Origin of the sequence: Streptomyces avidinii (assembly GCF_045161815.1) — a bacterium.
GTDB classification, from domain to species: domain Bacteria; phylum Actinomycetota; class Actinomycetes; order Streptomycetales; family Streptomycetaceae; genus Streptomyces; species Streptomyces avidinii.
The window spans coordinates 6,749,681-6,765,315 of sequence record NZ_CP108863.1; the positions used below are offsets into that span (position 1 = coordinate 6,749,681).

17 protein-coding genes are annotated in these 15,635 nt (G+C 69.4%); 16 read left to right on the plus strand and 1 reads right to left on the minus strand.

Annotation, left to right across the window (positions count from 1 at the left end; genetic code table 11):
- Positions 1–54: 54 nt before the first annotated feature.
- From arc to prcA, 6 genes are all read left to right on the plus strand, one after another.
- On the plus strand, positions 55–1,821 hold the full coding sequence (gene arc, locus OG373_RS30445; protein WP_397737915.1) for a proteasome ATPase: 1,767 nt from the start codon (positions 55–57) through the stop codon (positions 1,819–1,821).
- Positions 1,822–2,084: 263 nt separating this feature from the next.
- Positions 2,085–3,596 (plus strand): depupylase/deamidase Dop, encoded by a 1,512-nt coding sequence (gene dop, locus OG373_RS30450; protein WP_405441529.1) that lies wholly within the window; start codon positions 2,085–2,087, stop codon positions 3,594–3,596.
- 186 nt (positions 3,597–3,782) lie between these two features.
- Positions 3,783–3,995 carry a ubiquitin-like protein Pup gene (locus OG373_RS30455; RefSeq protein WP_030016348.1) on the plus strand — a complete coding sequence of 71 codons (213 nt, stop codon included), beginning with the start codon at positions 3,783–3,785 and terminating at the stop codon, positions 3,993–3,995.
- 29 nt (positions 3,996–4,024) lie between these two features.
- Positions 4,025–4,321 (plus strand): endonuclease domain-containing protein, encoded by a 297-nt coding sequence (locus tag OG373_RS30460; RefSeq protein WP_405441530.1) that lies wholly within the window; start codon positions 4,025–4,027, stop codon positions 4,319–4,321.
- A complete protein-coding gene (gene prcB / locus OG373_RS30465; RefSeq protein ID WP_385588429.1) occupies positions 4,273–5,112 on the plus strand; it encodes a proteasome subunit beta in 840 nt (279 codons plus the stop codon). Before OG373_RS30460 ends, prcB begins: the two co-directional genes overlap by 49 nt.
- 46 nt (positions 5,113–5,158) lie before the next feature.
- Positions 5,159–5,923, plus strand: coding sequence for a proteasome subunit alpha (gene prcA / locus OG373_RS30470; protein WP_161288465.1), 765 nt, complete (start codon positions 5,159–5,161; stop codon positions 5,921–5,923).
- 82 nt (positions 5,924–6,005) lie between these two features.
- Here prcA and OG373_RS30475 read toward each other — a convergent pair whose 3' ends face one another.
- Complete coding sequence (locus OG373_RS30475) at positions 6,006–7,004, minus strand: LacI family DNA-binding transcriptional regulator (RefSeq protein ID WP_405441532.1); 999 nt, start codon at positions 7,002–7,004, stop codon at positions 6,006–6,008.
- A 144-nt stretch (positions 7,005–7,148) separates the two neighbouring features.
- Here OG373_RS30475 and OG373_RS30480 point away from each other — a divergent pair, with 144 nt between their 5' ends.
- From OG373_RS30480 to tatC, 10 genes are all read left to right on the plus strand, one after another.
- The gene (locus OG373_RS30480; RefSeq protein ID WP_405441533.1) at positions 7,149–8,411 is read left to right on the plus strand and encodes an MFS transporter; all 1,263 of its coding nucleotides are present in this window, start codon (positions 7,149–7,151) and stop codon (positions 8,409–8,411) included.
- Positions 8,412–8,550: 139 nt separating this feature from the next.
- Complete coding sequence (pafA, locus tag OG373_RS30485; protein ID WP_030016332.1) at positions 8,551–9,912, plus strand: Pup--protein ligase; 1,362 nt, start codon at positions 8,551–8,553, stop codon at positions 9,910–9,912.
- Between the two features lie 150 nt (positions 9,913–10,062).
- Positions 10,063–11,004 carry an FKBP-type peptidyl-prolyl cis-trans isomerase gene (locus OG373_RS30490; protein WP_189974325.1) on the plus strand — a complete coding sequence of 314 codons (942 nt, stop codon included), beginning with the start codon at positions 10,063–10,065 and terminating at the stop codon, positions 11,002–11,004.
- Positions 11,005–11,032: 28 nt separating this feature from the next.
- A complete protein-coding gene (locus tag OG373_RS30495; protein ID WP_405441535.1) occupies positions 11,033–11,425 on the plus strand; it encodes an FKBP-type peptidyl-prolyl cis-trans isomerase in 393 nt (130 codons plus the stop codon).
- A gap of 170 nt (positions 11,426–11,595) precedes the next feature.
- Positions 11,596–12,552, plus strand: a complete 957-nt coding sequence (locus OG373_RS30500; protein WP_030016322.1) for a YafY family protein — start codon at positions 11,596–11,598, stop codon at positions 12,550–12,552.
- Between the two features lie 105 nt (positions 12,553–12,657).
- Positions 12,658–13,626, plus strand: a complete 969-nt coding sequence (locus OG373_RS30505; protein WP_405441537.1) for a helix-turn-helix transcriptional regulator — start codon at positions 12,658–12,660, stop codon at positions 13,624–13,626.
- A 14-nt stretch (positions 13,627–13,640) separates the two neighbouring features.
- Complete coding sequence (locus OG373_RS30510; RefSeq protein ID WP_053703996.1) at positions 13,641–13,868, plus strand: hypothetical protein; 228 nt, start codon at positions 13,641–13,643, stop codon at positions 13,866–13,868.
- Between the two features lie 26 nt (positions 13,869–13,894).
- On the plus strand, positions 13,895–14,095 hold the full coding sequence (locus tag OG373_RS30515) for a hypothetical protein (RefSeq protein WP_397737932.1): 201 nt from the start codon (positions 13,895–13,897) through the stop codon (positions 14,093–14,095).
- Between the two features lie 169 nt (positions 14,096–14,264).
- Entirely contained in the window at positions 14,265–14,558 is a 294-nt protein-coding gene (gene tatA, locus OG373_RS30520) for a Sec-independent protein translocase subunit TatA (RefSeq protein ID WP_397737934.1), read from the plus strand.
- A 47-nt stretch (positions 14,559–14,605) separates the two neighbouring features.
- The gene (gene tatC, locus OG373_RS30525) at positions 14,606–15,571 is read left to right on the plus strand and encodes a twin-arginine translocase subunit TatC (RefSeq protein WP_405441539.1); all 966 of its coding nucleotides are present in this window, start codon (positions 14,606–14,608) and stop codon (positions 15,569–15,571) included.
- Positions 15,572–15,635: the final 64 nt, after the last annotated feature.

Consider the following 15,635-nt stretch of genomic DNA (forward strand, 5'->3'; position numbering starts at 1 on the left):
CCAGCCCAGGTAGGGTCAGGAAGCGTCCAGCTCCCCTTGGAGGAGGTGAGGACCGTGGCAGCCCACGACGACGACATCAACCGCGGCATCCGGCCCGCGCGAGGGTCCGAGGACCCCGCCGGCCAGGTTGCCTATCTCGAGCAGGAAATCGCCGTCCTGCGACGAAAGCTCGCCGACTCTCCGCGACACACGAGGATTCTCGAAGAGCGGATCGTCGAGCTCCAGACAAATCTGGCCGGCGTATCCGCACAGAACGAACGACTCGCGAATACCCTCCGTGAGGCCCGAGACCAGATCGTGGCCCTCAAGGAAGAAGTCGACCGGCTCGCACAGCCGCCGGCCGGTTTCGGTGTCTTCCTGCAGTCGAATGAGGACGGCACCGTCGACATCTTCACCGGAGGCCGAAAGCTCCGCGTGAACGTCAGCCCCAGCGTCGATCCGGAAGACCTCCGGCGCGGCCAGGAGGTCATGCTCAACGAGGCCCTCAACGTGGTCGAGGCCATGGAATTCGAGCGGGCCGGGGACATCGTCACCCTCAAGGAGATCCTCGAGGACGGCGAGCGCGCCCTGGTCGTCGGGCACACCGACGAGGAAAGGGTGGTGAGGCTCGCCGAGCCGCTCCTGGACATCACCATCCGTCCCGGCGACGCCCTCCTGCTCGAACCCCGCTCCGGTTACGTCTACGAGGTCGTCCCCAAGAGCGAGGTCGAAGAGCTCGTCCTCGAAGAGGTCCCCGACATCGACTACGACAAGATCGGCGGCCTGGGCGACCAGATCGAGCTGATCCGCGACGCGGTCGAGCTCCCGTACCTCTACCCGGACCTCTTCAAGGAACACGAACTGCGGCCCCCGAAGGGCATCCTGCTCTACGGCCCGCCCGGCTGCGGCAAGACGCTCATCGCCAAGGCCGTCGCCAACTCCCTTGCCAAGAAGGTCGCCGAGGTGACCGGCCAGCCCGCCGGGAAGTCCTACTTCCTGAACATCAAGGGCCCCGAACTCCTCAACAAGTACGTCGGCGAGACCGAGCGGCACATCCGCCTCGTCTTCCAGCGTGCCCGGGAGAAGGCCAGCGAGGGCACCCCCGTCATCGTCTTCTTCGACGAGATGGAGTCCCTCTTCCGCACCCGCGGATCCGGAGTCAGCTCGGACGTGGAGAACACCATCGTCCCCCAGCTGCTCGCCGAGATCGACGGCGTGGAAGGCCTGGAGAACGTCATCGTCATCGGCGCCTCCAACCGCGAGGACATGATCGACCCGGCCATCCTGCGCCCCGGCCGCCTCGATGTGAAGATCAAGATCGAGCGTCCGGACGCCGAGGCCGCGAAGGACATCTTCGCGAAGTACCTCAAGGCCTCGCTGCCCCTGCACACGGACGACCTGTCCGAACACCAGGGCTCCAAGGACGGCACCGTCCACAGCATGATCCAGACCGTCGTCGAGCAGATGTACGCCGAAACCGAGGAGAACCGCTTCCTCGAGGTCACGTACGCCAACGGCGACAAGGAAGTCCTCTACTTCAAGGACTTCAACTCGGGCGCGATGATCCAGAACATCGTCGACCGGGCCAAGAAGATGGCGATCAAGGCCTTCCTCGAGCACAACCAGAAGGGCCTGCGGGTGGCGCACCTGCTCCAGGCCTGCGTGGACGAGTTCAAGGAGAACGAGGACCTGCCCAACACCACCAACCCGGACGACTGGGCCCGCATCTCCGGAAAGAAGGGCGAGCGGATCGTATTCATCCGCACGCTCGTCACCGGAAAGCAGGGCGCGGACACCGGACGCTCCATCGACACGGTGGCGAACACCGGTCAGTACCTCTGACCCGGAGCGGCTGCGGATGCCCTCCCCGGGCATCCGCAGCCGACTGCTTTACCCCCACCGCTTCACCGGCCGCTTTCAGCCGGTGACAAGGCGCATTCAATGACGGAAATGATCTCCCCACGAGCGCGCAGTGGTTCTAGGCTCTTCCGTACCGCCGGACGCGCAGTGCGGGGACGGGCACCGCACAGTCACACGCACCGGAGCACCAGCGGTACTTGAGCGCCGCTCCCGAGAGGGGAGCGCCGCCGGGCAAGGAGGGCCGCATGACCGTACGGCGAGTAATGGGGATCGAGACGGAGTACGGGATCTCCGTCCCGGGGCACCCGAACGCCAATGCCATGCTCACCTCGTCCCAGATCGTCAACGCCTACGCGGCGGCGATGCACCGGGCGCGACGCGCCCGCTGGGACTTCGAGGAGGAGAATCCGCTGCGGGACGCCCGCGGCTTCGACCTCGCCCGCGAGGCCGCCGACAACAGCCAGCTGACCGACGAGGACATCGGCCTCGCCAATGTCATCCTCACGAACGGCGCACGGCTCTACGTCGACCACGCACACCCCGAATACAGCTCGCCCGAGATCACCAACCCGCTCGACGCCGTCCTCTGGGACAAGGCCGGCGAGCGGATCATGGCCGAGGCGGCCGTACGCGCCGCCCAGCTCCCCGGCGCCCAGCCCATCCACCTCTACAAGAACAACACCGACAACAAGGGCGCCTCCTACGGCACGCACGAGAACTACCTGATGAAGCGGGAGACCCCCTTCTCGGAGATCGTGCGCCACCTGACCCCCTTCTTCGTCTCGCGCCAGGTCGTGACCGGCGCGGGACGCGTGGGCATCGGCCAGGACGGCCGCGAACACGGCTTCCAGATCAGCCAGCGCGCGGACTACTTCGAGGTCGAGGTCGGCCTGGAGACCACCCTGAAGCGGCCCATCATCAACACCCGGGACGAGCCGCACTCGGACGCCGAGAAGTACCGCCGGCTGCACGTGATCATCGGCGACGCGAACCTCTCGGAGATCTCCACCTATCTCAAGCTCGGCACGACCGCACTTGTCCTGTCCATGATCGAGGACGGGTTCATCAACGTCGACCTGGCCGTCGACCAGCCGGTACGCACCCTGCACCAGGTCTCCCACGACCCGGACCTCCAGCACCTGATCACGCTGCGCAGCGGCCGGACACTCACCGCCGTGCAACTCCAGATGGAGTACTTCGAGCTGGCGCGGAAGTACGTGGACGAACGTTTCGGGTCGGACGCCGATGAGCAGACCAAGGACGTGCTGGCCCGCTGGGAGGACGTGCTGGGCCGGCTGGAGAGCGATCCGATGAGCCTGTCGGGAGAGCTGGACTGGATCGCCAAGCGGGAGATCCTGGAGGGCTACCGACGCCGGGACGGGCTGGGCTGGGACGCGGCGCGGCTGCACCTGGTCGACCTCCAGTACTCGGACGTACGGCCCGAGAAGGGCCTGTACAACCGCCTGGTGGCCCGCGGCAAGATGCAGCGCCTGGTGGAGGAGCCCGCGGTGGAACGGGCCCAGAGCAAACCCCCGGAGGACACCCGGGCGTACTTCCGCGGCCGCTGCCTGGAGCAGTACGCGGACGACGTGGCCGCGGCCTCCTGGGACTCGGTGATCTTCGACCTCCCCGGCCGCGACTCGCTCCAGCGGGTCCCGACGCTGGAACCCCTGCGGGGGACGCGCAACCACGTCAAGGAGCTCCTGGACCGCTGCCGCACGGCGGAGGACCTGGTCCGGGTGCTTTCGGGGCAGTGAGCGCGGCTGAAAGGCCTCCGGTCCGGGAATCATGAAGAGAGCCGGACGTTGCGCCGGAGCTTTTGGACAACTACGGGGACGAATGTCGGACCCTCCTTGTAGGGTCCGACGTAGGGTCTGATCTTGGGAGATCCCGATCCGGGGTCTCTCTGTGTGAGCGTGCGAACCGAGCGGGGTGAGGTAGACATGGCGACCAAGGACACCGGCGGCGGACAGCAGAAGGCGACGCGCTCGACCGAGGAGGTCGAGGAGGCGGCGGTCGAGGAATCGACCGACCTCAAGGAGCGCCAGGAGAAGCTCTCCGACGACGTCGACTCCGTACTCGATGAAATCGATGACGTGCTCGAAGAGAATGCCGAGGACTTCGTGCGAAGCTTCGTTCAAAAGGGTGGCCAGTAAGGTCATTTGACCTTCGATTCGAAGGTCGGGTGCGGAGTGACAGGTCGGACGGTGCGGGTACGACATCCGTACCGTCCGGTCATGAGCAGTGCCCGATCGCCGCTCGGGACGAGGTCCGACCGCTCCGCCGATCGGGTTCGGCAGAGCATGTGGATCACGATCATCAGACGGGTAGGGTCCGAGGCGTCCGGTGCTTCAGCCGCAGAGCGGCACCGGGCCAGTTCAAGGATCGGCCGGACGTCGTGGGGCGTGCAGCCGCTTACGTGGAAGGAAACCTGTGGAAGCCAACACTCGTAGCACAGGGCGTCTACCGGCAGCCTTCCTGACGCCGGGGTCCTCGTCCTTCATGGATTTCCTCGGGGCGCACTCGCCCGAGATGCTGCCCGGCAACCGCAAGCTGCCGGAGGGTGTCGTCGAGGCGCCGCACGGGACGACCATCGTCGCCGCCACCTTCCCCGGCGGGGTCGTCCTCGCCGGTGACCGGCGGGCGACCATGGGGAACATGATCGCGCAGCGGGACATCGAGAAGGTGTTCCCCGCGGACGAGTACTCCGCCGTCGGCATCGCCGGTACGGCCGGCCTGGCCGTGGAGATGGTCAAGCTGTTCCAGCTCGAGCTGGAGCACTTCGAGAAGGTGGAGGGGACGACCCTGTCCCTGGAGGGCAAGGCCAACCGGCTCTCCACCATGATCCGGAGCAACCTCGGCATGGCGATGCAGGGCCTGGCCGTCGTGCCGCTCTTCGCCGGGTTCGACGAGGCCAAGGAGAAGGGCCGGATCTTCTCCTACGACGTGACCGGCGGCCGCTCCGAGGAGCACGGCTACGCCGCCACCGGTTCCGGTTCGATCTTCGCCCGGGGCTCCATGAAGAAGCTCTACCGTCCCGATCTGACGGAGGAGCAGGCCACCACCCTGGTCGTACAGGCGCTGTACGACGCCGCCGACGACGACTCGGCGACCGGTGGGCCGGACCTGTACCGCCACATCTACCCGATCGTCACCGTCATCACGGACGAGGGGTTCCGCAGGCTGACCGACGACGAGTCGCAGGAGCTCGCCCGTACGGTCACCAACCGTCGGCTGGAGCAGCCCGACGGCCCGCGCGCCGCCCTGCTCTGACCATCCGTCGCCCCGTAGGAGCCCAGAAGAAAGGGACGGACAGCCGGTGTCGACTCCGTTCTATGTGTCACCCCAGCAGGCCATGGCCGACCGGGCGGAATACGCCCGCAAGGGCATCGCCCGCGGTCGCAGCCTGGTCGTGCTGCAGTACGCCGACGGCATCGTGTTCGTCGGCGAGAACCCGTCCCGTGCGCTGCACAAGTTCAGCGAGATCTATGACCGGATCGGCTTCGCGGCCGCCGGCAAGTACAACGAGTACGAGAACCTGCGGATCGGTGGTGTGCGGTACGCGGATCTGCGCGGGTACACCTACGACCGTGACGATGTGACGGCCCGTGGGCTGGCCAACGTCTATGCGCAGACGCTCGGCACCATCTTCTCCTCGGCCGGCGAGAAGCCGTACGAGGTGGAGCTGGTGGTCGCGGAGGTCGGTGCGACCGCGGCCGGGGACCAGATCTACCGGCTGCCGCACGACGGGTCGATCGTGGACGAGCACGGTTCGGTCGCGGTCGGTGGCAACGCCGAGCAGATCAGTACCTTCCTCGATCAGCGTCACCGGGACGGGATGACCCTGTCCGAGGCGTTGAAGCTGGCGGTGCAGGCGCTGTCCAGCCAGGCCAACGGCGCGGACAAGACCATTCCGGCCGAGCGGCTGGAGGTCGCGGTGCTGGACCGGACGCGGTCCCAGCAGCGCAAGTTCAAGCGGATCCGGGGCCGGCAGCTGTCGCGGCTGCTGGAGGCGGACGTGACGGCGGCGGTGCAGGCCGATGCCGTGTCGAACGACGAGGCGCCGGAGGACGACGCCGAGTAGGCGCAGTGCAGTGGGAGCCCCGGTCCGCCGTTCCGGCGGGCCGGGGCTTTGTCGTGTCCGGGCTTTGTCGTGTCCGGGCCGGTCAGGCGGTGGGGGCGGGGCCGGTGGAGTCGCGGACGACGAGCCGGACCGGGAGGTCGGGGGCGGTCCAGGGGGTGCCTTCGAGGACGGCGAGGAGCGCGGTCATGCCCTGTTCGCCGACGCGCTCGGCGGGGAGGTGGACGGTGGTGAGTTCGGGTTCGACGGCAGTGGCGAGGGCGAGGTCGTCGAAGCCGGTGATCGAGAGGTCCTCGGGGATGCGCAGACCGAGGCGGCGGGCGGCCTTGCAGGCGCCGGCGGCGAGGATGTCGTCGTCGCAGACGATGGCGGTGGGTCGGTCCTGGGGGGTGGCCAGGGCGGCCTCCATGGCCGTCCGGGCGCCGTCGACGGTGAGGGGGGACCGTACGGTGCGCAGCTCGGTTCCGGGGCCCAGGAGGGCCGTCAGGGCTTCGGCGCGGGTGTCGAAGGTCCAGGAGTCGACGGCGGAGGCGAGGTGCAGGAAGCGGTGGTGGCCGAGGGCGAGGAGGTGCTCGGTGATCTGGCGCATTCCGTCGGCCATGGCGAGGTTGACGTGGGCGGCGGCGGTGCCGGCGGTGGGGTCGCTGTCGAGCATGACGAGGGGGAGGGCGTTGCCGCCGATGGCGTCGAGGGCGTCGGCGGCCATGGAGGAGGCGATGATCCCGTCGAGAGCGGCGCGGGCGGAGGCGAAGGGGTCGCGGGCCGGGCCGGTGCCGTCGGGGGAGGGGTAGAGGACGACGCCGAAGCCGTGTTCGGCGGCGATGCGGGCGGCTCCGGTGTAGACCCGGGCGAAGAACTCGTTGGTGAGGGCGGGCACCACGAGGAGGGCGGTGCGGGTGGTGCCGAGGCGGAGGTTGCGGGCGGCGAGGTTGGGCCGGTAGCCGAGGCGGGTGGCGGTTTCACGGACGACGGCCGCCGTGCGCTCGGAGACGCGGCCGGCCCATTTGTCCCCGAGAACGAGGGAGACGGTGGCCTGGGAGACCCCGGCGGCGGTGGCCACGTCGCGGCTGGTGGGTCTCGTCACACGGGGCTCCTGAAGTGCGAGGTCGGGCGGTGTTGCGGGGTCCGCGGGGTGGACCGGCGGACTGCGGCCATGGTACGTATGACGGGTCAAGTTATACGTATTACTTGGGTACTCCCGGCTGGATCCGGGCGGAAGGGGGCGGTCATGGCCGCGGGATACGCGGAGCTGCTGAGGACCCGGCACGCCGCGAGGCTGCTGGTGGGCACGCTCGTGGGCCGGCTGCCCAATGCCACCGGACCGATCGCGATCGTGCTGTTCACGCGTGCCGAGGGCGGCAGCTACAGCCTGGCGGGTGCGCTGGCCGCCGCGTACGGACTGGCGAACGCGGTGGGTCAGCCGCTGCTGGGCCGTGCCGTGGACCTGTTCGGGCAGCCGCGGGTCCAGCTGCCGGCCGCGGTGGCCTCGGCGCTGGGCATGCTGTGGCTGGCGCTCGCGGGCACCGGGTCGGCGGTGGCCGCGTACGCCGCCGTGGTGGTCGCGGGGCTCTTCACGCCGCCCCTGGAGGGCGGGCTGCGGGCGCTGTGGCCGGGGGTGCTGGGCGGTCGCGAGGAGAAGGTGCACGCCGCGTACGCGATGGACGCGGTGGCCCAGGAGGTCATGTTCACCGTCGGTCCGCTGCTGGTGACGCTGTTCGTGGCGATGTGGTCACCGGCGGGGGCGCTGCTGGCGCTCAACGCGATCGGGGTGCTCGGAGCGCTGTCCGTGGTGGTCAGCGAGCCGTCCCGGAAGTGGCGCTCGGCGCCGCGGGAGGCGCACTGGCTGGGGGCGCTGCGTTCGCGGGGTCTGCTGGCGCTGCTCGGTGCGTTCTTCTTCGTGGGTACGGCGCTGGGCTCGATCACGGTGGCCGGTGTGGCGTACGCGGACGAGCACGGCGGTCAGGCGGTGTACGGCTGGCTGATGGCGGCGCTGGGCCTGGGCGCGCTGGTCGGCGGTGTGTTCTACGGAGCCCGGCAGTGGTCCGGTGCGCCCGAGCGGCGGCTGCGGTTGCTGGTGGCCCTGCTGGCGGTCGGCTATCTGCCGCTGATGCTGGTTCCGGGGCCGGTGGCGATGACCGCGCTGGCGGCGCTCTCGGGCGTGTTCCTGGCGCCCTCGCTGGCGTGCGCGTTCATCGTCGTGGACCGGCACGCCCCGGCGGGCACGGTGACGGAGGCGTTCTCGTGGCTGGTGACGTTCTTCGGGGTGGGCGCGGCGATCGGTACGGCGGCCGCGGGGCCGGCGGTGGAGCTGGGCGGTACCGCGGCGGGCTTCGGTGTGGCGGGCGTGGCGGGCGGCGCGGCGCTGCTGGTGCTGATGGTCACTCAGCGGGCGATGGCAACGGGCGGCCGCAGTCGCGCGGTGGCGGGTTCGTCCGACGGGGCGTCGGACGGCTCGCGTGACGTGCCGTCGGGTGCTCCGTCGGCGCCCTGATCGGAGGGTGCGCCGGATGGGCCGATCGGGCCGCGATCGGGGTGTGATCGGGGCGTCGATCGGCCCGCTGATGGGAACTGATCGAAACGGCGCTCCCGAACCCGGTTTCAGAAGAGGGCAGAAGGCGTAATGTTCAGTCATGGACCGCCGCATTTTCGGGCTGGAGAACGAGTACGGCGTCACGTGCACGTTCAGGGGACAGCGCCGACTGTCTCCTGACGAAGTGGCGCGCTACCTCTTCCGCCGTGTTGTGTCATGGGGCCGCAGCAGCAATGTCTTCCTGCGGAACGGCGCCCGCCTGTACCTCGACGTGGGTTCGCATCCGGAATATGCAACTCCCGAATGCGACAACGTGACCGAGCTGGTCACTCACGACAAAGCAGGCGAGCGCATTCTCGAAGGTCTGCTCGTCGATGCCGAACGCCGCCTGCACGAGGAGGGAATCGCGGGCGACGTCTATCTCTTCAAGAACAACACCGACTCGGCGGGCAACTCGTACGGCTGCCACGAGAACTACCTGGTGGCCCGGCACGGGGAATTCTCCCGCCTGGCGGACATTCTCATTCCGTTCCTTGTCACGCGGCAGTTGATCTGCGGCGCGGGCAAGGTGCTGCAGACGCCGCGCGGTGCGGTCTACTGCGTGAGCCAGCGGGCCGAGCACATCTGGGAGGGCGTCAGCTCCGCCACGACCCGCTCGCGGCCCATCATCAACACCCGGGACGAGCCGCACGCGGATGCCGAGCGCTACCGCAGGCTGCACGTCATCGTCGGTGACTCGAACATGTCCGAGACGACCATGCTGCTCAAGGTCGGGGCCACCGACCTGGTGCTGCGCATGATCGAGGCGGGCACGGTGATGCGTGACCTGACCCTGGAGAACCCGATCCGGGCGATCCGCGAGGTCAGCCACGACATCACGGGTCAGCGCAAGGTGCGGCTGGCGAGCGGCCGGGAGGCCTCGGCGCTGGAGATCCAGCGGGAGTACTACGACAAGGCGGTGGACTTCGCCGAGCGCCGGGGTATCCGTACCGGTGTGGTGGACCAGGTGCTGGAGCTGTGGGGTCGCACGCTCGACGCGATCGACGCGGAGGACCTGGACCGGATCGGGACCGAGATCGACTGGGTCATGAAGTACCAGCTGATCGAGCGGTACCGGGCCAAGCACAACATGACCATGTCGAACCCGCGAGTGGCTCAGATAGACCTCGCGTACCACGACATCCACCGCCGGCGCGGGCTGTACTACCTGCTGGAGCGCAAGGGGCAGGCGGCGCGGATCTGCAACGACCTCAAGATCTTCGAGGGCAAATCGGTGCCCCCGCAGACGACGCGTGCCCGGCTGCGCGGCGACTTCATCCGCCGGGCGCAGGAGCAGCGGCGGGACTTCACGGTCGACTGGGTGCACCTGAAGCTGAATGACCAGGCGCAGCGGACGGTGCTGTGCAAGGACCCGTTCCGGTCGGTGGACGACCGGGTGGAGAAGCTGATCGCCGGCATGTAGGGCGGCATCCAGCGCGGCAGTCAGGACCGCAGAGTGACCGCAGTGTGACATCACACTCCTCGCCAGGGCCTCGTACGTCTCTCGTACGGGGCCCTGCGCACGGCTTAGAGTGGCGAGCGACCGCTTTGCCGTCTGAGATCTGAGGAACCCGTGCGCCGACTTGCCGGCCTGCTTGTCGTACCCCTCCTGCTGCTGACGACCGCAGCGTGTGGCGACGACAGCGGCTCCGACTCCGCCCAGATGAAGAACGGGGCCCCCGCGATCACCAAGGGAGCCGCGTTCGGGGAGACGCCCACCCTGTCGAAGGGGAAGGGCACGCCGCCCAAGGAGCTGAAGGTGGTGACCGTCAGCGAGGGCACCGGGCAGGTGCTGAAGAAGAACGACATCGCGCAGGTCCACTACCTCGGCCAGGTGTGGGACGGCAAGGAGCCGTTCGACAAGAGCTTCGGGCGGCCCGCTCCGTTCGACCTGACCATCGGCGCCGGCGCCGTCATCAAGGGCTGGGACCAGGGCCTGGAGGGCCAGAAGGTCGGCAGCCGTGTCGAGCTGGTGATCCCGCCGGAGCTCGGTTACGGGGCCCAGGGCTCGGGCGAGAAGATCAAGCCGAACGCCACGCTGGTCTTCGTCGTGGACATCGTCAAGGGCGCGACCGTCCCGGCCTCGGCCACGGGCAAGGAAGTCGCCCAGGAGAACAAGGACCTGCCCAAGGTCGGCACGAACGCGGACGGCAAGGAAGTCTCCGTGACCGTCCCGAAGGACACGGCCGAGCCCACCAAGCTGGTCTCGAACTACGTCCTGGAGGGTGACGGCGCGGTCGTGAAGGACACCGACAGCGTCGTCGTCAAGTTCAACGGCAAGACGTGGAAGGACGACAAGTCCTTCGAGAGCACCTACACCAGCGACCAGACGGTCACCTGGCCGCTGGGTGAGCTCTCGGTCAAGGGTCTGAAGGACGGCATCGTCGGCAAGAAGGTCGGCAGCCGCATCCTGCTGGTCATCCCGCCGGACCAGGCCTTCGGCGACAAGGAGCAGGGCACCATCCCGGCGAAGTCGACGCTGGTCTTCAGCCTCGACATCCTCGCGGTGATGTAAGACTGTTCCGGTTGACCGTTTCGTACGTATGAGGAGAAGTTCCGTGAGTGACCTCCAGAAGCCCGAGATCGACTTCCCCGAGGGCGAGGCCCCCAAGGACCTCGTGATCGAGGACATCTGGCTGGGCGACGGCGCCGAGGCCAAGAAGGGCGACCGGGTCTCCGTCCACTACGTGGGCGTGGCCTTCTCCACCGGCGAGGAGTTCGACGCCTCCTGGAACCGCGGTTCCGCGCTGCAGTTCCAGCTCGGTATCGGCCAGGTCATCTCCGGCTGGGACCAGGGCGTCCAGGGCATGAAGGTCGGGGGCCGCCGCAAGCTGGTCATCCCCGCCGACCTCGCCTACGGCGACCGCGGCGCGGGCAGCGCGATCGCCCCGGGCGAGACGCTGATCTTCGTCTGCGACCTGGTCAAGGTCGGCTGATCCGGACATCCGTGATCGGTGCAGGGGCCCCCGCCGTCCGGCGGGGCCCCTCGCTTTTTGCCCGGGCGCGCCGGGGCGGTACGGTCAACCGTCACGGGCCCTGCGCAACCTGTCGCGGCCCGTGTGACGGTTCGACGGATGTGCAGGCGGAGAAGGGCGGAAGGGCGTCGATGGCGATTGCCAAGGCCGAGCGGCTGATGAATCTGGCGCTGTGTCTGCTGGGGACCCGCCGGCCGCTCAGCAAGCGCGAGTTGCGCGGTTCCATCGAGGCCTACATGGAGGCCGGCAACGACGAGTCCTTCAACCGCATGTTCGAGCGGGACAAGGACGATCTGCGCGAACTCGGCCTCGTCATCGAGACGGTGGAGAACCTGGACGGCGAGACGGGCTACTTGGCCCGCCGCGACAGCAACCGGCTGCCTCCCGTCTCGCTGGACGCCGAGGAGGCCGCCGCCCTGGGGCTGGCGGCCAAGGTCTGGCAGCAGGCGCGGCTGGCGGGAGCCGCCAGTGGAGCCCTGCAGAAACTGCGCGCGGGCGGGATGCCCGAGGCGGAGGACCCGTACGAGGGGCAGCACAGCGCGATCGAGCCGCGCATCCCGGTCCACGAGGCCGCCTTCGAGCCGCTGATGCTGGCCTGCCGGGACCGCCGGCCGGTGGTCTTCGACTACCGCAAGTCCACCGCCGCCCGGCCCGAGGCCCGGCAGGTCGAGCCCTGGGCGCTGGAGTGCTGGCGCGGCCACTGGTACCTGGCCGGCTACGACCGCGACCGCGGGGCGGAGCGGGTGTTCCGGCTCTCCCGGATCACCGGCAAGGTCCGCTCCCGGGCCGCGAAGTACACCGCGGAGGTGCCGGACGTGGTGACCGTACGGGAGACCGTGGCGAGCTGGGCCGGGGAGAGCGCGGACCGCAGCGCGCTGATCCGGCTGCGGGCCGGGGCGGGCTATCCGCTGCGGGCCAAGGCCACCGCGGTGCGTGAGGGCGGGGACGGCTGGGACGAGCTGGAGATCCCCTACGGGCACGGGCTCGACGCATGGCTGGTGGAGTTCGGGCCCGACGTCGTCGTGGTCGGTCCCGCCGACCTGCGGGCGGACGTGGTGGACCGGCTGCGGGCCGTCGCCGGGGCCTGACCGGGGCCCGACCCCGGGGCCCGCGGGCCCGGCGGCCGATCCGCGGCCGCACCGTTCGACAACAGCGACATCCACAGACGTGCCCTGAGGGGGAGACGTACCAGCATGGCTGCCAACGCCATCGACCAGACCCGCCGGATGCTGTCCCTGGTGACCTACCTGCGCGAGCGCCCCGGTGCGCACGTCGCGGACGTCGCGCGCGCCTTCGGGATCACCGAGGACGAGCTGATCTCGGACCTCGACGTGCTGCCCATGTGCGGAACGAGCTTCCGGGGCGGGGACCTGCTCGACATCGACACCGACGGGGAGCGCATCTGGTGGCGCAACCCCGACGCCTCGGGGGAGTCCACCGCCGAGCCGCTGCGGCTGGCCGCCGACGAGGCGACCGCCCTGCTGGTGGCCGCGCGCGCCGTGGCGACCCTGCCGGGGCTGCGCGAGAGCGACCGGGACGCCCTGCTGCGGGCCACGGCCAAGCTGGAGGCGGCCGCTGGCGAGGTGGCCGGGGCCAGCTCCCGGCTGTCGGTGACCTTCGAGTCCGAGGGCGGGGTCTTCGCGGACGTCGACCGGGCCATCGCGGAGCGCCGGCGGCTGTGGCTGCGCTACTACTCGCCCGCCCGGGACGAGCTCACCGAGCGCACGGTCGACCCGATCCGGCTCTTCGCGGTGGGACACACGTACATGGAGGGCTGGTGCCACCTCTCCGAGGCCCGGCGCACCTTCCGCCTCGACCGGGTCGCCGAGATCCGGTTGCTGGACGAGCGGGCCGAGCCGCCCGCCATCGAGCCGCGCGACCTGTCCGAGGGCCTGGTCCAGCCGGCCGCCGAGGACCCCGAGGTCGTCGTCGAGGTGGGGCCGGGCGGGCGCTGGGTCGCCGAGTACTACCCGCACGACAGCGCCGAGGAACTGCCCGGGGGCGGTCTGCGGATCACCCTGCGCAGCCCGGACCCGGCCTCGCTGCGCCGGCTCGCCCTGCGGCTCGGACGCGAGGGGCGGATCGTCGCTCCCGCAGACCTGGCGGAGAGTGCGCGGAGCGCTGCTCGAGAAGCACTCGCGGGGTACGGGGAACAGGTCTGAGGGGAGCGCGGTCGATGTCGCCCACGTCCGAGCCCGTCGCCTTCAAGGCCTCCTGCCCCGACTGCCGGGCCCGCTTCGAGTTGGGCGCGGGCGCGCTGCGGCTGGCCATCGGCGGCAGCCGGCGCACCACGTTCTACTCCTTCACCTGTCCTGAATGCGGTGCTGCCGTACGCAAACCGGCTGGTGAGCGCATCGTGGAGTTGCTGACCGGTGGCGGCGTGAGCACCCTGCGCAGCATCTGAACCGGCGGGTGGCCTAGGCTCGGCCCATGCTGTGGCCGATGTTCGCAATTGCCCTGGGTTTTCTCGGAGTGGCCGTGCTCGCCGTGCTGGCCGTGCGGGTGTACCTGGAGGTGCGCAAACTGTCCTCGCAGGTGGCGCAGGCCAGCCGCCGGATCACGGACGCTTCGGCGGATCTTGAGCAGGCGGCCGTCGACCTGGCCCGGGCGGGACACGGCGTACGTCCCTGACATCGGGACGAATGTGTGTGACCAGGGCGTGAACAACAGGCCAGGGCGCAAGCGCGGGGACGCCCGGGGATTGCCGGGCGTTCACCCCCTGGGGTTACGATCCTCGATAGACACAGTCCCAGGCGTCCGTGCCGGTGCGCTGTGAACCTCGGAGAAAAGGAAGACTTCTATGGGCAACCTCAGGGGTTGGGAAATCCTCGTCATCGTCGGCGTCATCATCCTGCTGTTCGGTGCCAAGAAGCTCCCCGACATGGCCCGCTCCCTCGGCAAATCGGCCCGCATCCTCAAGAGCGAGGCCAAGGCCATGAAGAAGGACGGCGAGGGCGACGAGGCCGCCACCGCCACCCCCGCCGCGGACCAGTCCGCGCAGCAGCCGGTCGCCCCGCGCACCATCCAGGCCGCGCCCGGTGACGTCAGCAGCTCCCGTCCGGTCAGCGAGCCGAACCGCACCGCCCAGGGCTGACACCCGCCGTACACGCCAGTCATCTGCAACGAGACAAGGGACGTGGGTTGCTCAACTCTGCCCGCAAGCAGGAGAAGAAGGAACGACAGGCGAAGGACGCCGAAGGGCGGATGCCTCTCGTCGAGCACCTGCGTGAGCTGCGGAACCGCCTGCTGAAGTCGGTCATCGCGATCCTGGTGATCACGATCGTCGCCGCCTTCTTCTACCGGGACATCATCAACTTCCTGTTGAAGCCGATGCTCGACTCCGTCGGCTGCACCAACGGTGTGGTGACCCAGCGCAACGGCCGCCCCTGCGCCGACATGACCGTGAACGGCCTCATCTCGGCGTTCTCGATCGCCCTGAAGGTCTCGCTGATGGCCGGTGTGGTGCTCTCCGCACCGGTGTGGCTCTACCAGCTGTGGGCGTTCGCCGCGCCCGGGCTGCACAGCCACGAGAAGAAGTACGCGCGCAGTTTCGTCGCCGTCGGAGCGCCCCTGTTCCTGACCGGCGCGGTGCTCGCGTACAAGATCCTCCCGCAGACCGCGACGATCATGCTCGAGTTCACCCCCGACCACGCGCGCAACCTGCTGCCGGTCGACGACTACCTCGACCTGGTCACCCGCATGGTGATCGTGTTCGGCCTGGCCTTCGAGCTGCCGCTGCTGCTGATCCTGCTGAACTTCACCGGTGTGCTCACCGGCAAGCGGCTGGCGAGCTGGTGGCGGGGCATGGTCCTCGGCATCACGATCTTCGCCGCCTTCGCGACGCCCACCGGCGACCCGCCGACCATGCTCGCGCTGGCCCTGCCCATCGTGGCCCTCTACTTCGCGGCTCTCGGACTCTGCCTCCTCAACGACCGCAGGCGCCGGCGCAACGACCCCGACGCGGGGCTCAGCGACGACGAGGCCTCCGAGCTGGACCTCACCCCGGCGCCGATCGGCGCGCTGGACTCGGTCCCGGCCCCCGCGGCCCTGCCCGAGCAGGCCGACGGCGGACGCCAGCGGGTCAACGGATACGACGACGCCACCTGACGGACACGCCCGCGGCCGCCGCCGGGAGGAGTCCCCAGGGGGGAAGCTCCGGGAGGGGGCTCCG

What these genes read in the sequence shown, in the direction of transcription:
- dop (WP_405441529.1), top strand. Translation starts at nt 2,085, where the DNA reads ATGACCGTACGGCGAGTAATGGGGATCGAGACGGAGTACGGGATCTCC.
- OG373_RS30455 (WP_030016348.1), top strand. Translation starts at nt 3,783, where the DNA reads ATGGCGACCAAGGACACCGGCGGCGGACAGCAGAAGGCGACGCGCTCG.
- OG373_RS30480 (WP_405441533.1), top strand. Translation starts at nt 7,149, where the DNA reads ATGGCCGCGGGATACGCGGAGCTGCTGAGGACCCGGCACGCCGCGAGG.
- pafA (WP_030016332.1), top strand. Translation starts at nt 8,551, where the DNA reads ATGGACCGCCGCATTTTCGGGCTGGAGAACGAGTACGGCGTCACGTGC.
- OG373_RS30495 (WP_405441535.1), top strand. Translation starts at nt 11,033, where the DNA reads ATGAGGAGAAGTTCCGTGAGTGACCTCCAGAAGCCCGAGATCGACTTC.
- OG373_RS30500 (WP_030016322.1), top strand. Translation starts at nt 11,596, where the DNA reads ATGGCGATTGCCAAGGCCGAGCGGCTGATGAATCTGGCGCTGTGTCTG.
- OG373_RS30505 (WP_405441537.1), top strand. Translation starts at nt 12,658, where the DNA reads ATGGCTGCCAACGCCATCGACCAGACCCGCCGGATGCTGTCCCTGGTG.
- OG373_RS30510 (WP_053703996.1), top strand. Translation starts at nt 13,641, where the DNA reads ATGTCGCCCACGTCCGAGCCCGTCGCCTTCAAGGCCTCCTGCCCCGAC.
- OG373_RS30515 (WP_397737932.1), top strand. Translation starts at nt 13,895, where the DNA reads ATGCTGTGGCCGATGTTCGCAATTGCCCTGGGTTTTCTCGGAGTGGCC.
- tatA (WP_397737934.1), top strand. Translation starts at nt 14,265, where the DNA reads ATGGGCAACCTCAGGGGTTGGGAAATCCTCGTCATCGTCGGCGTCATC.